Origin of the sequence: Sphingopyxis sp. Q841, from assembly GCF_052384365.1 — a bacterium.
Classification (GTDB): domain Bacteria; phylum Pseudomonadota; class Alphaproteobacteria; order Sphingomonadales; family Sphingomonadaceae; genus Sphingopyxis; species Sphingopyxis terrae_A.
In genome coordinates this window covers 1-13,317 of sequence record NZ_JBQSUM010000007.1, presented here as the reverse complement: position 1 = coordinate 13,317, position 13,317 = coordinate 1, and the positions used below count along the sequence as shown (strand labels likewise).

Here is a 13,317-nt window from a genome sequence, read left to right as displayed (position 1 = left end):
ACTGGAGCCCGCCGAAAGCGGGCTCCATTTTTATGGGCTCCCTCAAAATGACAAAATCACTCGCAGGGCGCGTCGCGCTCGTCACCGGCGCGTCGCGCGGCCTCGGCCGCGACATCGCGCTCAAGCTCATCGCCAACGGTGCGTCGGTCGCATTGCTCGACCGCAAGGCGCATTGGGCCGAAGACCTTGTCCAGCAGATCGCGGCCAACGGCGGCAAGGCGATCGCGCTCGGCTGCGACGTGTCCGACGGCCCCGCGCTGCATGAAGCGTTCGATATTGCCGCGGCCGAACTCGGCGGCATCGACATCGTCGTCAACAATGCGATGTGGACCAAATATTCGCCGATCGAGGGCATCGACGCCGAAAGCCTCGACAAAATGCTCGGCGTCGGCATCGCAGGCATCATCTGGGGCACGCAGGCCGCGGCGAAACATATGCGCGCGCGCGGCAGCGGGTCGATCATCAACATCGCTTCGGTGTCCGCGCACCTGGGCCTCCCCAACGCGATGGCCTATTGCGGGGTCAAGGCAGCGGTCGAGGGCATGACGCGCTCATCGGCGATCGAACTCGCGCCATCGGCCATTCGCGTCAACGCCGTCGCACCATCGACGGTCGCGACCGAGGGCGTCCGCGCCATGCTCGACGATGCGACTTTCGAAGCACGCGTCGCGAGCACTCCGCTCGGCCGGCTCGGTGAAACGTCGGATATCGCCGAGGCGGTCCTGTTCTTCGCCGACAACACCCGTTCGGGCTTCGTCACCGGTCAGTCGCTGCTGGTCGACGGCGGCATTTCGATAGCGCTTCGTTGATCCTCTAAAGATAGATGCCTTCCGCGATTCCGGGGACGCCAAGTCCCCGGATCGCGGTAATCCGCCCGGCGTCGGGATGATCGGCGATCAACCGGTGCCCCGAATTGGCGATGCTCGTCAGATATAGCGTATCGAGATTTGGCCCGCCGAATGCCGGGCAGGACGGGTAAGGCAGCGGCACCGGAATCGATCGTAGCAGCGTGCCGTCGGGCGCGTAGCAGCCGACCGCCTGCGCCAACACCAAAGCCACCCATATCCGCCCCTCGGCATCGACGGTCGCGCCGTCGGCGCCCGATCCGCCATAGGCTTGGCAATCGGCGAGGTCGCGGCGCTTGCCGATCTTGCCGGTGGCTTGGTCATAGTCGTAACGACGCAGCTTCCCGTCGAGGCTGTCGGCGAAATAGAGCGCATCGCCGGCAGGCGAGAAACAGATCGCGTTGCCAATACCGATCCCGCTTTCAATCTGCTCGATCGCGCCGTCGGCATCGAGCCGAAACAGCGCCCCAGCCCCCACCGCATCGCCGGTTCGCATCGACGCCGCGAGAAAGCGTCCGGCGCGATCGGCCTTCCCATCGTTTAGCCGCGTTTCAGGTGCCATGCCGGGCCGCACAATCAGGGTGATGGAGCCTGTCGAGGCATCGAACCGATAAAATCCGTCGGCGAGCGCGATGATGAGGCCACCCGTCGCCAGGCCGATGCTGCCGATCGGCCGGCCCAGATCCCAGCTCACCTGATCCTGACCCTCGGCACCGCTCGCGTACAGGCGGCCTGCACTCGAATCCACCCACCAGAGCCGCGCGCTGCGATGATCCCACAGCGGGCTTTCGCCAAGGCCCGCAACGCCGGCATCCAGTAGATCGACTTCGATGGGCATGAAACACTCTCCTCTTTCGACCGAGGATAGGCGTCCGCGCGTCCGCACGCGCGGCCCACCGCGCAGCGCCGCCCCATTATTCCAAATGAAATGCTTATTCGGCGGCGATTTCCAGGTCGTCCTCGTCGCCCGGCACGTGCTGATCCTGCGGGAAGCGGCCGCGAAATTCCGCAATCGTGTCGCGCATGATTTCGACAAATTCGGCGCGGCGCGGCGACAGGCGCGCGGTCGTGCCGCCAATCCCGATGACAAGCGGAATGCCGTGGATACTCTCGCCGAGCGGCATCGCGATGGAGGCGATCCCGGGTACCGGATGCTCGGGCCAATAGACATAGCCGGTGTGACGTATCCAGCGGATCCGGCTCATCACATCCTCCAGCGTAATCCGCCGGTCGGGGTTAAGTTCGTAATAGTTGGAATAGCGGTAGATCTTGTCGATCTCGCGGTCGCGCATCCGGCTCATCAACGCCATGCCTGACGTCGCGTCGAGCATCAGCCGCATCTCGCCCGGATTGGGCGGGCGCTTATGCGGATGATCGGGCACCCGCATCATCACATATTGGATGAACAGATCGTTTTGCGTGACGAGAACGATCGTCTCGTCGGTCTTGCGATAAAGCTCGTCGATGAGCCAGCTGTAGCCGCTGCCGAAGGCGACATGGCCATAGAGCCAGCTGCCGAGCGAGGCGACCTGAAGCGTGGGCAAATAGGTGCGTGTGTTGCGATTGTAATTGAGGTAGCCCTCGATCACCATGCTCTTGAGCAGGTTCGTCGTACTCGACTGCGGATAGCCGAGCGCCGAGTAGATTTCGTTGAGGCGCAGCGGTGCGCGGCGGTCGCGGAACAGTTCGAGCACCTCGAAGGTGCGCGAGGCCGATTTGACGGGCTTTCTCTTCATCTCTCCATCCCAACACCAGCGGGCAAACACGCCTGAGCCGTCGGTTCGATCGCCGTCCTCAGACGGTCTCTGATGAACATATGATAACTTCAAAGGCCGCCAAGCGGCCAAAACCGCGGGTTTCGCGACTTATATCACATATGTGATTTCCGGGCGAGCCTCAGATCGATGTCCGAGCAACAGCGAAATGCCGTGCAATCCGCTCACCCCAGAGCCGCCGAAGCCGCGGCGGGCCGTCGTGCCCCATCGTCTCGTCGACTTCGATCAGAGCGCCCGGAATCGTTTCCGCCGTCTCGATCGCGCGTTCCAGGGGGATCACCTTGTCTTGGCGACCATGCAGGATCAGCGTCGGCACGCGCACCGCGCCGAGCGACGGGCGAAGATCGGGCACGGCAAGGCTTGCCGCGAAATGCCGTGCCGTGCCGCCGCGGTGGATTCCATGACGCCAGGCCGTACGAGCCTCCTCCGCGACACGTCCGGCGTCGAAATCCCCCGCCACCCCATTCACCTGCGCCACGCCAAGTTGGCGCGCGACATAGGCGTCCTCATCGGGAATATCTTCGGCCATCAACCGGTCGAGCGCAGCATCGGGCACCGCATCGGCCATCGACCGGCTCATCGCCATGACGAGCGCCAGACCGAGAACGCAGCCTGGATTCCGGATAGCAATCTGCTGCGCCACCAGTCCGCCGATCGACCGACCGACGAAATGCGCCGCCGCGATGCCCTCGGCGTCCAGCACCGCCAGCACGTCTGCCGCCATATCCGCGATTCCATAGGGCGGCGGGGTATTGCCCCGCCCCAGCGCAGCCGCCTTGATCGCATGCAGGTCGGGATGCGTATCGATCAGCGCCGTCGAACGCCCCGTATCGCGGCTGTCGATGCGGATCGGCACGAAACCCTCCGCGACGATCGGTGCGCAAAAGCCATAATCGAAATCGGTTGAGGGCCGCCCCGCACCCGCAAGCAGGATGACGGGCGGCCCGTCGCCCGCGGCCATACGCTCGTAGTGGATGCAGACCGAACCGTTCTTCGCAAACGCCATGAAGCGCCTCCTCGATCCAACCCTGTGCCTTTCCGGCAAACCATGCGCGAGGGCGGCCCGGAACGGGCGTGACAAATCAGCATGGGGATAATGGCGCATCGCGCCACCTCCCGCCCCGCCCGTTCGCGCGCAGTCCCTAATGTGCGGCGATGAACGACGGGCCCGACGCCCGCCATGGAGAGGCCTATGACCATCGAAACCGCGACCCAATCGACCGCCGAACCAGCGACGGCGCGCATGCCCTATGGCGCGCTCTTCCTGCTGATGATCGTCTACGCCTTCAACATGCTCGACCGGCAGATCGTGACGATCCTCGTCGAGCCGATGAAGGCCGACCTGCACCTTGCCGACTGGCAGATCGGGATGATCAGCGGCCTCGCCTTCGCGCTCTTCTATACGCTGCTCGGCATCCCGCTCGCGCGGGTCGCCGACCGCGGCAACCGCGTCGGGATGATCGCGATTGCGCTGTTCGTGTGGAGCGGCTTCACCGCCCTGTGCGGGCTCGCGCGCAACTTCACCGAACTGCTGCTGGCCCGCATTGGCGTCGGCGTCGGCGAGGCCGGCTGCACCCCCGCTGCGCACAGCCTGATCACCGATTATGTCGCGCGCGAACAACGCGGCCGCGCGCTCGCGCTCTACTCGCTCGGGGTACCGGTGGGTTCGCTCGCCGGCCTCGTCCTCGGCGGCATATTGCTCGCGACGCTGGGCTGGCGCGCCGCTTTCCTGATCGCCGGCATTCCCGGCATCCTGCTCGCCTCGATCGTCTGGTTCGCGCTCGACGAACCGCGCAAGCGGGCCATTACGACGCAGGCCACAGTTCCACATATGCCGCTGGGGCAGGTACTGGCAACGCTGCGCCGCCTGCCGAGTTTTTGGTTGATCTCCTTCGGCACCGCGATGGGGGCGTTCGGCTATTATGGGCAAGCCTCCTTCTTCGGCTCGCTCTACATGCGCACCCACGTCGAGGGGATCGGCGCAATGGCATCCAGTTGGGGCGTGCCGCCAACGGTCTTCCTCGGCCTCAGCCTCGGCCTGATCGTCGGGCTCGTCGGCATGGTCGGCACCTTCGTCGGCGGCCAACTCGCGGACCGCGCGGCGCGGCGCGGGATCAAGGGCTATACGCTCGTCCCATCGACCTCGCTCGTGATCGCGGCACCTCTGTTCGCCGGCGCCGCGCTCGCGCCGACGGTCACGCTGTCCTTCGTCTTCCTCGCCTGCGCGATCTTCGTCCACGCGCTCAACTACGGCCCGGTCTTCGCCTCGGTGCAGACGCTCGTCCCGGCACGGGTGCGCGCGATGGCGGCGGCGGTGCAACTGTTCGTGACCAACGCCATCGGCCTCGCCTTGGGGCCGCTGTTCGTCGGCATCGCGAGCGACTTGCTCGCGCCATCGCTGGGCAGCGAGCAGGGCTTGCGCGCCGCGATGGCGCTTGTCGCGCTGCCGCTCGCGGCCGGATCTTTGCTGTTCTGGCTGGCGGGGCGGCGGATCGAGGCAGACGAGGCTAAACAGGGCGCCTGAGGCGCCCTGCAAAACGCATCCTATCGGGTCAGTTCGGCGAACCGTGCCTTGTGATGATCGCGGTCACCATGCGCGAGATCGAGCATCATCTGTCGGCGGAGGTGATGACTAACGATCAGTTCCTCGCTGGTGCCGACCCCGCCGTGGAGTTGCACCGCCTGCTGCGCCACCGCGATGCCGCATTGGGCGATGCGGACCTTCGCCGCGGCGATCAGCGACGACGCATCGCCACCGCTGGCGAGCTGCGAGGCGGCGACCATCATCAACGCGCGGGCTTCCTCGCAGGCGACGCTCATGTCGACGACCTTGTGCTGAACGACCTGGAAGCTACCGATCGGCGAGCCGAACTGCTGACGAGTGCGGACATAGTCGAGCGTCGCGGCGACCGCCGCTTCCATCGAGCCCACGGCTTCGGCCATATGCGCGACAATCGCGCGCTCAAGCGCGGCCTCGATGCGGTCCGCAGCTTCGCCGATCGCACCGACCGGAATGGCGTCCACTTCGACGAGGTCGAGGCTGCAATGGCGATGGCCGTCGACCGCGCGGAAACGCTGGATCGCCAGTCCCTCGGCGCCGCTCGGAACAAGGAATAGGCTGATGCCTGCTCGTTCGCTCGGAGCGCCCCCGGTGCGCGCGGAGACGAGATACCAGTCGGCATCGGCGCCATCCTCGACATGGGTCTTGGCGCCGGTCAGTTTGAACTTGTCATCAGTGGCGGACGCGCGCGCCGAAATCGCAGCGACGTCAAAATCGTCATTCTCGATGAGCGCCGCCGCAATGCGAACTTGCCCCGCACCGACCTGTTCGAGCAGCGCAGCGCAATGATCGCCTCCGCCCGCCATCAATGCGGGCGCCAGCACGCAATGGCTGACATAGGCTTCGGTCATCAGATGCCGTCCGATACCTTCCATGATTGCCATGATTTCGACCGGCCCGCCGCCAAGACCACCCTCTTCTTGGGCGATCGGCAACATCAACCAGCCGAGTTCGGCCATCTGCGCCCAGCGGCGCGCCGTCCCTTCGGGCCCTTCGGCGAGACGCTTCAGCCGGTCAGCGGCGTTCCATTCATCCTCGCCAAAGCGTTCCACGCTGTCGCGCAGCATCTGCTGCTCGTCGTTAAAGGCGAACTCCATGGCTAATCTCCCTCAAAGGCCGAGCGCGCGGCGCGCGATGATGTTGCGCTGGATCTCGCTCGACCCGCCGTAGATGGTGGTGACGCGCGCATAGAGCGCTCCCTTGAGCGCGAAGGGCATGTCGTCCGGCAATTCGCTTTCGTCGCCCAGCGCCGCGAAATGCTGCGCCTTGGGGCCGAGCGCCTCGACCCACAAGGCCGTTGCCTGCTGCGTCAGTTCGGACCAGCGGAGCTTGACCATCGAGCCGCGCGGGCCGGAATCGGCGCCCGCCGCGGCATCGGCCATCAGCCGCAGCACCATTGCCTGCACCGCCATTGCCTCGATCTCGACCTGCGCCAGCTTGGCCCTGAATTCGGGCTTGTCGATCAGGAGGCCGAAAGCGGTCCGCCGCCGTGTCGCCGCCTCGCGCACCGCGCGCAGCGTCTGGGGCAGGAACATCGCGGTCGCCGCGGCGACCATGCGCTCGCGGTCGAGCAGCACCTTGCCGTAGTTCCAGCCCATCCCTTCCTCGCCGACGATGTTGGTCGCGGGAACCCGAACCTCGTCGAGAAACACCTCGTTCGTATGATGCTTTTCGTCGAGCGTATGAATCGGACTGATCCGGATGCCCGGCGTGTCCATATCGACGAGGATCAGCGAAATACCCTGCTGGCGCCGGCCTTCGTTCGAGGTCCGCGCGAGGATGAACATGCGGTCGGCGACATGCGCATAGCTCGTCCACATCTTGTGGCCGTTGATGACATACTCGTCTCCGTCGCGGTCGGCGCGGGTGCGTAGTGCGGCAAGATCGGACCCCGCGCCGGGCTCCGAATATCCCTGACACCACCAATCCTCGCCGCTGATGATGCGCGGCAGATAATAATCCTTCTGCGCCTGACTGCCATAGGTGAAGATGATCGGCCCGATCAGTTCCAGTCCCTGATGGAATTGCGCAGGCGCGTCAGCGGCCGAGGCTTCCGACCAGAATATGTGAAGCTGCTGCGGCGTCCAGCCGGTGCCGCCATATTCCTTGGGCCATGTCGGCGCCCCCCAGCCGCGATCGGCGAGCCGTCGCTGATAGGCGACGAGATTTTCGGGCGACAGGCGCAGGCCGGCGCGGACGGTCTTTTTCCAGTCCTCGGGAATGGAGTTCGCGAAAAAGTCGCGGACGTCCTGCTGAAACTCCCGGTCTTCGGGTGCCAGGTCCAGATTCATGATCGCATCTCCCATCAGTTACGGCGGGCTTAGTCGCAGCATCGGCCCGCTGGCTCGCGGACGGGTGGCGAACGCCTCAATTTCGCAAATGTGATTGTCGCCGCACGCGCCGCGCGACGCTTCGCCCCCGCGCCCGGCTGGGCAATCGTCGCAACCAATCAAGTCCTTAAAGGAGAGGTTTCATGTACGGCCTGATGCAGGCGCAGCCCCTGACGACCGCAATGCTGATACGGCACGCAGCGACCAATCATCCGCGCCGCGAGATCGTGTCGCGCCGCGCCGACGGCTCGCTCGAACGATCGGATTGGCAGACGGTGGAGCGCCACGCACGGCACATTGCGGCGGGACTCGCTGACCTAGGCCTGAAGCCCGGCGACCGCGTCGCCACGCTGGCATGGAACCGCCTTCCCCATCTCGAGCTATATTATGGCGTCAGCGGCGCGGGGATGGTGCTGCACACCGTCAACCCGCGCCTGTTTCCCGAACAGATCCGCTACATTATCGATCATGGCGGGGCACGGGTGCTGTGCATCGATCCCGATCTTCTGGCGACCATCGAGCCATTGCTCGCTGACCTGCCAAAGGTCGAGCGCGTCATCATCCTCGCCGATCAGGCGGACATGCCCGAAACCGCGATCGCCGACCCGATTTCGTATCAGAGCCTGACCGACGGCCCGCGGGCAATCGCCCGCTGGCCCGACCTCGACGAAAACAGCGCGAGCGCACTCTGTTATACCAGCGGTACGACAGGCAATCCGAAGGGCGTTCTCTACAGTCACCGCTCGTCCGTGCTGCACGCGATGAGCGCCCTCGCTAACGACAGCATGTCGCTCGGCGCTGCGGACTCGATCCTTGTCGTCACGCCGCTCTTCCACGTCAACGCGTGGGGCATCCCCTATTCGGCGGCGATGGCGGGATCGAAGCTGGTGCTGCCGGGGGCTGCGCTCGACCCGGAATCGCTTTATGAACTGATGCGCGATGAGGCGATCACCTTCTCGCTCGGCGTGCCGACGATCTGGTTCGCTTTCCTCGACCATCTCGAACGCGAGCGCCCGACCGAGGATCGCGAGGCGCTGAAGCTCGATCGTATCTTCACGGGCGGCGCCGCGACCCCGCGCTCGCTGATCGAGCGCTTCCGCAACCTTCTGGGCGTCGAAACGATGCAGGCGTGGGGAATGACCGAAACCAGCCCCGTGGCCACCGTCTGCCGCCCGCTCGCGCATCACGCCGACTTCGACGAGAAGGCGCAGATCGACCTCCGCGCGATGCAGGGCCGCTCGGTTTTCGGCATCGAACTGCGCATCGAAGATCAAGACGGCAAGGAACTGCCGCGCGACGGCGAAGCTGCCGGACTGCTCAAGGTGCGCGGGCCGTGGGTTCTAAGCGCCTATCACGGTCAGTCGGCAGGCAGCGCGCTCGACCCGGATGGCTGGTTCGATACCGGCGACGTCGCGAAAATCGACCGCGATGGCTTCCTCCAGATCACCGACCGGGCGAAAGACGTCATCAAGTCAGGCGGCGAGTGGATTTCGTCGATCGATCTTGAAAATGCCGCCGTCGCGCACCCGAAGGTCGCCGAGGCAGCCGTGATCGGCGTCGCGCATCCCAAATGGCAGGAGCGCCCCCTCCTCCTCCTCCAACTCCACGCCGACGAGACCTGCACAAAGGCTGAAATCATGGATCATCTCGCCGACAAGGTCGCGCGCTGGTGGCTGCCCGACGATGTGATCGTTGTCGAGGAACTGCCGCACACCGCGACCGGCAAGCTGCTCAAGACCGAATTGCGCAAGCGCCACGGCGATCATTTCGCCGCGGCCGCGGACACGGTCACCTGATCGCGAAGACGTGATACATCGGGCCGTCGTTGGTGCGCATGCCGTTGGCGACGGCGATGATGCGGTTGAGCCAGTCATAATCAGGGTGACCGGTGGCGAAGCGCGGCGTGGTGCGGAGATAGAGATCCTCGTACGGCCCCGTCTCGCGCCGCTCGGCAGCCTCGGGCGACGTCGGCACGGTCAGGCCGGTGTAGTGCATCGCGATCCGCGCCCCGTCGTCGGTTTCGAGCGCGGTACGGACATCGATGATCATCGACCCGTCGCTGCGCCAGGTCACCCAGTCGGCACCATCGGGCATCACCCGCCCCTTGAGCCGCGGCCCTTCGAACGTCCCGCCATGCACCGGGTAAATGCCCAGCCGGCTTTCGCCGCCGATCGGCTGTGCCCGGTCATAGGCGACGTCGAGCCGCATAACGAATAGTGGCTCCCAAGCCAGCGTCTCGATTCCCATCAGCCTTCTCACTGCCGCCCGGCCCCGAAGACTCTATAAACCGGATCATCGGGCCAGGGGCGCCCGACCGATTTGCGATGCGCGAAGCGCTCGGCTTCGCTCTCATCGGGCGCAGGGCGTTGCTCGACCCAATCGAAAACGACGAGCCGGTCGGCGACCCGCCATTCGTCGCCGCGCTTTTCGAACCGGTCGACATAGCGCCCGTGCATCACGAGTTCGACCAGCCCGCCTTCGCCGCCGGGTTGACGCTGCAAGGCGGTGAAATAGCTCTCGACCGCCGCCTCGTCGCCGCGCAGTTCGATCAGGATATTGTGAAGCTGGTGGATGCCGCGCTCGATCTGCGGCAGCGTCTGCATCGCCCAATCGATGAAGCCGTCGGTCGTTCCCTTATAGGCTCCATGATCGTCGGTACCGCCAGGCCAGCACGCCGACCGCAACATTGCCTCGTCCGCGCGGTCGATGCCCCGGCAATAGCGATAGAGGCAGTCGCGGATCAATTCGCGATCCCAAAACTCCGAAATCCTTCGCTCGCAACTATCCATTCATTCCGCTCCTATTTCTATTCGGGGAGCCTGCGCCCAATGCCGGCAGACATGAAATGATGTCATCGCGCGAAGACCAATATTCTATGGGGGATGGTCCCAATCACGCATTTGGCCGTTTGGAGACTGACCGCTTTTAGGGGGCAAACAAAGAGAGCGGACGTTCCGCCTCGAGCTAGAGCGCTCGCTCTCCAGGATATCGAGATTTGCTGGTTAGACTTCGATGCCTTCCGCGAGGGTCAATGCATCTTCAACATCGACACCGAGGTATCGCACCGTATTTTCAATCTTGGTGTGCCCGAGCAGAATCTGCACCGCACGCAAATTCCCGGTCGCCTTGTAAATGATCGACGCCTTTGTTCTGCGCAACGAATGGGTCCCATAGTCTTCGCTTCGGAGTCCAACCGCGGTGACCCATTCGTCAACGAGCCGAGCATACTGTCGCGTGCTCATATGCGCCGAGTGATCGATGCGGCTCGGGAACGCATAGTCCTCGATGGATCCGCCACGACGTTCGAGCCAAGCGAGAAGGCTGCCGCGAGCATCTGACATGATTTCGAACTGAACTGGCCGACCGGTCTTCTGCTGGATCACCATGGCCCGCGTTCGCAACTCTCCGCCGGTAACAAGGTCGCCGATCCTGATCTTCACCAGATCGCAGCCTCTCAGTTTGCTGTCGATCGCAAGATCGAAAAGCGCCCGATCTCTAAGCCGATGCTCTCGATCCAGATGAAAGCGAATTGCCCATATCTGCCGTGGTTTTAACGGCCGCTTTGCGCCAACCTTTCGACCGGCATTCCACGCGGGTCGTGGAGGTAAATAGTCGAATTCTGACCTATGGTTCCGCGGTTTTCATCGAGTGCGGCAACTTACAGCATGTTACCAAACGCGACGGCTCGCCCGGCAATCCTGAAGGGGAGGTATCGCTCGGCGTTGAATGGAGTTGGCGTATCGAGGATAGTGGGGCGATCCGTTGCGGGAGCTGGAGCGACGAGGAGCTGTGGGAACCAGCTTTTGAGGGGCTGCGAAACGCACGGGTTGCTCGATGTGAACTCTTTGGTCTTTTACCTGAGATGGCCATTACAACCGACCAAGACGTCCGCTTTTTGTCCTTCTCGACTACGGATGGTCAGCCTCGGTGGCACATGGTGGACCGCCGCGGCGACTCTCCACGTTGGTTTACAGTTCGAGAAGGCCAACTTCACCTCGGCGACGGCAGCGAGCCGGGCGACTGAACGGCCGCTCGCAATTCAATTCCAGTTGAGACCGTCTGCCAACCTCCGGTCGGCGCGACCGCCGGCACTGGCCGGTAACGGACTGGCGGCTTTTGGATCGAAAGCAGCGGAAAGCGGAAATCAGCAAAGAGCGATCATTCCTTTGTCGCCTTTAAGGGGCGCACGACTGATGCTGCGGTCATTGCGTTGATCCGGAAGACTGGGGCGCTTCACCGCGGCTCCGCGCTCCAGTCGCGGCCGGCCTCGCGAGCTCTGCGACGCGCTGCCGGCGGGTATAGATCACAGGTCTTGAAACCGGAAAAACCGCTTCCTAATTTTTTCCCGGACGCCGGATTTCCCGCGTCCCGAGGACATAGAGAGCGTCGGCTCTATGTACCGGCGCGCCTCATGCCCGAATTGCTTCAATCAGGAGGATTTGGAAATGAGAACCGATTTTGACTTCACCCCCTTCCGCCGCTCGACGGTGGGCTTCGATCATCTCTTCGACCTGCTCGAAAAAGGGCAGCGCGGCGAGACGTCCGACGGCTACCCGGCCTTCGACATCGTGCGCGAGGCCGACGACCGCTTCCGCATCACGCTCGCTGTCCCCGGCTTCAAGGCTGAGGAGATCGAGATCGTCGCGCAGCAGAATCAGCTCAGCGTGACGGGCAAGCCGGCGGAAGAGGATGCGAAGAGCAACTACCTTCACCGCGGTATCGCCCGCCGCCCCTTCGAGCGGCGCTTCCAGCTTGCCGATTATGTAGAGGTCGGCAGCGCGAGTTTCGCCGACGGCCTGCTCGCGATCGAGCTCAAGCGGGTCATTCCCGAGGCGATGAAACCGCGCAAGATCGAGATCGGCAGCGGGAACACCGAACCGCGCCGGATCGGATCATCGAAGGAAAAGACGCTCGAAAACGCCTGACAATCCTTTGGGCCGCTGTTCATCAGCGGCCCCGCTTATCTGGTGAAGTCCAGCTGACGGGCTGGAGACGCTCCATCGCTCGGTCAGTCGATCGCGCGGATGACGTCGGCCGCGCGCCACTCGGCTGGCCTGATCAGCCTGTTGTGCGCGATCCGGACCGAGTGAAGCGTCGCCTCGATCTGGCGGCGCCACATCGCCAAAAAATCGAACAGCACCGGAAAGTCCGGCGGAAGATCATATTCCTGCCAGACGTACAGCTGGAGCAGCGAAGGATGATCGGGCCGGTAATAATGGATCTCGGCGGTGGTCAGCCCGTAGCCGTCGAGCTGTGCGATCAGCGCCCGGTCGGTCATGGCGAACGCGCCTCGCCGCCGTCGAGCGAGCGGAGCGCCGCGAGCACATCGTCGACCGGCACCGCGCGCCGCGCGCCCGGCGGCTTGCGCAGCGCGGGCTTGCCCCGGGCCGACACGCGGTCCGATGCCCAGGATGCAAGAAGGGCGCGCTTGACTTCGGGCTCGAGGCTCGGGTGATGCGCTACGTCGAACGGGTGTAGAAACCGGGAAAATGGCTGCGACATGATCGTGCCTCCTTCCTTGTCGCCATTCCTTTCTCGTTGTGCGGCATGGCGCCGCGACGACAGAGTTTGGTAACGGAGCGAGTCGAGTCAAGAGGGCGCAGGCCGCCCACAACATGCATTTTTGTCACTCTGCTGGTAGGAGTGCCAATAAATTTGAGCGATCCTCTTGAAGCAAAAAAATGCGCTTCCTAGTTCATGGCGGCCGCGCGTCCCGGACAGGCGCGCGGTCTGTATCATATCGTTATGCAACATGGAGGTTATGCATGCATTTCCGTCCCTTGCACGACCGTGTGGTCGTCCGCCGC

At 64.0% G+C, this 13,317-nt stretch carries 14 protein-coding genes and 1 pseudogene; 5 read left to right on the top strand and 10 right to left on the bottom strand.

The features are described 5' to 3' along the window. Window positions 1-47 precede the first annotated feature (47 nt). Entirely contained in the window at window positions 48-809 is a 762-nt protein-coding gene (locus tag ACT17R_RS17310) for an SDR family NAD(P)-dependent oxidoreductase (protein WP_444809956.1), read from the top strand. 4 nt (window positions 810-813) lie between these two features. Here the strand turns inward: ACT17R_RS17310 and ACT17R_RS17305 are convergent, their stop codons facing one another. The 3 genes from ACT17R_RS17305 to ACT17R_RS17295 all read right to left on the bottom strand — a co-directional run bounded on the left by ACT17R_RS17305 (window position 814) and on the right by ACT17R_RS17295 (window position 3,626). Continuing rightward, entirely contained in the window at window positions 814-1,683 is an 870-nt protein-coding gene (locus tag ACT17R_RS17305; RefSeq protein ID WP_444809955.1) for an SMP-30/gluconolactonase/LRE family protein, read from the bottom strand. 94 nt (window positions 1,684-1,777) lie between these two features. Next, the gene (locus ACT17R_RS17300; RefSeq protein ID WP_062767191.1) at window positions 1,778-2,581 is read right to left on the bottom strand and encodes an IclR family transcriptional regulator; all 804 of its coding nucleotides are present in this window, start codon (window positions 2,579-2,581) and stop codon (window positions 1,778-1,780) included. A gap of 160 nt (window positions 2,582-2,741) precedes the next feature. Further along, window positions 2,742-3,626 (bottom strand): alpha/beta fold hydrolase, encoded by an 885-nt coding sequence (locus tag ACT17R_RS17295; protein ID WP_444809954.1) that lies wholly within the window; start codon window positions 3,624-3,626, stop codon window positions 2,742-2,744. 186 nt (window positions 3,627-3,812) lie between these two features. On the opposite strand from ACT17R_RS17295, the gene ACT17R_RS17290 reads away from it, so the two are divergent. Beyond that, a complete protein-coding gene (locus tag ACT17R_RS17290; protein WP_444809953.1) occupies window positions 3,813-5,144 on the top strand; it encodes a spinster family MFS transporter in 1,332 nt (443 codons plus the stop codon). Window positions 5,145-5,164: 20 nt separating this feature from the next. Here the strand turns inward: ACT17R_RS17290 and ACT17R_RS17285 are convergent, their stop codons facing one another. Both ACT17R_RS17285 and ACT17R_RS17280 read right to left on the bottom strand, forming a co-directional pair. After that, entirely contained in the window at window positions 5,165-6,277 is a 1,113-nt protein-coding gene (locus ACT17R_RS17285) for an acyl-CoA dehydrogenase family protein (protein WP_444809952.1), read from the bottom strand. A 12-nt stretch (window positions 6,278-6,289) separates the two neighbouring features. Beyond that, window positions 6,290-7,471, bottom strand: coding sequence for an acyl-CoA dehydrogenase family protein (locus ACT17R_RS17280; protein WP_444809951.1), 1,182 nt, complete (start codon window positions 7,469-7,471; stop codon window positions 6,290-6,292). A 182-nt stretch (window positions 7,472-7,653) separates the two neighbouring features. Between ACT17R_RS17280 and ACT17R_RS17275 the strand changes: the two genes are divergently transcribed. Further along, complete coding sequence (locus tag ACT17R_RS17275; protein WP_444809950.1) at window positions 7,654-9,306, top strand: long-chain fatty acid--CoA ligase; 1,653 nt, start codon at window positions 7,654-7,656, stop codon at window positions 9,304-9,306. Here the strand turns inward: ACT17R_RS17275 and ACT17R_RS17270 are convergent. The 3 genes and pseudogenes from ACT17R_RS17270 to ACT17R_RS17260 form a co-directional block, all read right to left on the bottom strand. After that, entirely contained in the window at window positions 9,299-9,757 is a 459-nt protein-coding gene (locus ACT17R_RS17270) for a DUF3237 domain-containing protein (protein WP_444809949.1), read from the bottom strand. The two genes, ACT17R_RS17275 and ACT17R_RS17270, sit on opposite strands and share 8 nt — an antisense overlap. 8 nt (window positions 9,758-9,765) lie before the next feature. After that, the gene (locus tag ACT17R_RS17265; RefSeq protein WP_444809948.1) at window positions 9,766-10,299 is read right to left on the bottom strand and encodes a nuclear transport factor 2 family protein; all 534 of its coding nucleotides are present in this window, start codon (window positions 10,297-10,299) and stop codon (window positions 9,766-9,768) included. A gap of 213 nt (window positions 10,300-10,512) precedes the next feature. Beyond that, window positions 10,513-11,109: pseudogene (locus tag ACT17R_RS17260) on the bottom strand (tyrosine-type recombinase/integrase); the annotation flags it as partial. Here ACT17R_RS17260 and ACT17R_RS17255 point away from each other — a divergent pair. Both ACT17R_RS17255 and ACT17R_RS17250 read left to right on the top strand, forming a co-directional pair. Beyond that, window positions 11,109-11,534 carry a hypothetical protein gene (locus ACT17R_RS17255; protein ID WP_444809947.1) on the top strand — a complete coding sequence of 142 codons (426 nt, stop codon included), beginning with the start codon at window positions 11,109-11,111 and terminating at the stop codon, window positions 11,532-11,534. The pseudogene ACT17R_RS17260 and the gene ACT17R_RS17255 sit on opposite strands and share 1 nt — an antisense overlap. 421 nt (window positions 11,535-11,955) lie before the next feature. Further along, window positions 11,956-12,435: an Hsp20 family protein gene (locus ACT17R_RS17250; RefSeq protein ID WP_444809946.1), complete on the top strand. Its 480-nt coding sequence runs from the start codon at window positions 11,956-11,958 to the stop codon at window positions 12,433-12,435. A gap of 83 nt (window positions 12,436-12,518) precedes the next feature. On the opposite strand, the gene ACT17R_RS17245 is transcribed toward ACT17R_RS17250, so the two are convergent. Both ACT17R_RS17245 and ACT17R_RS17240 read right to left on the bottom strand, forming a co-directional pair. Further along, the gene (locus tag ACT17R_RS17245) at window positions 12,519-12,788 is read right to left on the bottom strand and encodes an usg protein (RefSeq protein ID WP_062901071.1); all 270 of its coding nucleotides are present in this window, start codon (window positions 12,786-12,788) and stop codon (window positions 12,519-12,521) included. Continuing rightward, entirely contained in the window at window positions 12,785-13,012 is a 228-nt protein-coding gene (locus ACT17R_RS17240) for a hypothetical protein (protein WP_444809945.1), read from the bottom strand. Before ACT17R_RS17240 ends, ACT17R_RS17245 begins: the two co-directional genes overlap by 4 nt. Window positions 13,013-13,317: the final 305 nt, after the last annotated feature.

What these genes read in the sequence shown, in the direction of transcription:
- ACT17R_RS17270 (WP_444809949.1), bottom strand. Translation starts at nt 9,757, where the DNA reads ATGGGAATCGAGACGCTGGCTTGGGAGCCACTATTCGTTATGCGGCTC.
- ACT17R_RS17285 (WP_444809952.1), bottom strand. Translation starts at nt 6,277, where the DNA reads ATGGAGTTCGCCTTTAACGACGAGCAGCAGATGCTGCGCGACAGCGTG.
- ACT17R_RS17280 (WP_444809951.1), bottom strand. Translation starts at nt 7,471, where the DNA reads ATGAATCTGGACCTGGCACCCGAAGACCGGGAGTTTCAGCAGGACGTC.
- ACT17R_RS17300 (WP_062767191.1), bottom strand. Translation starts at nt 2,581, where the DNA reads ATGAAGAGAAAGCCCGTCAAATCGGCCTCGCGCACCTTCGAGGTGCTC.
- ACT17R_RS17290 (WP_444809953.1), top strand. Translation starts at nt 3,813, where the DNA reads ATGACCATCGAAACCGCGACCCAATCGACCGCCGAACCAGCGACGGCG.
- ACT17R_RS17250 (WP_444809946.1), top strand. Translation starts at nt 11,956, where the DNA reads ATGAGAACCGATTTTGACTTCACCCCCTTCCGCCGCTCGACGGTGGGC.
- ACT17R_RS17295 (WP_444809954.1), bottom strand. Translation starts at nt 3,626, where the DNA reads ATGGCGTTTGCGAAGAACGGTTCGGTCTGCATCCACTACGAGCGTATG.
- ACT17R_RS17240 (WP_444809945.1), bottom strand. Translation starts at nt 13,012, where the DNA reads ATGTCGCAGCCATTTTCCCGGTTTCTACACCCGTTCGACGTAGCGCAT.
- ACT17R_RS17275 (WP_444809950.1), top strand. Translation starts at nt 7,654, where the DNA reads ATGTACGGCCTGATGCAGGCGCAGCCCCTGACGACCGCAATGCTGATA.
- ACT17R_RS17245 (WP_062901071.1), bottom strand. Translation starts at nt 12,788, where the DNA reads ATGACCGACCGGGCGCTGATCGCACAGCTCGACGGCTACGGGCTGACC.
- ACT17R_RS17265 (WP_444809948.1), bottom strand. Translation starts at nt 10,299, where the DNA reads ATGGATAGTTGCGAGCGAAGGATTTCGGAGTTTTGGGATCGCGAATTG.
- ACT17R_RS17310 (WP_444809956.1), top strand. Translation starts at nt 48, where the DNA reads ATGACAAAATCACTCGCAGGGCGCGTCGCGCTCGTCACCGGCGCGTCG.
- ACT17R_RS17305 (WP_444809955.1), bottom strand. Translation starts at nt 1,683, where the DNA reads ATGCCCATCGAAGTCGATCTACTGGATGCCGGCGTTGCGGGCCTTGGC.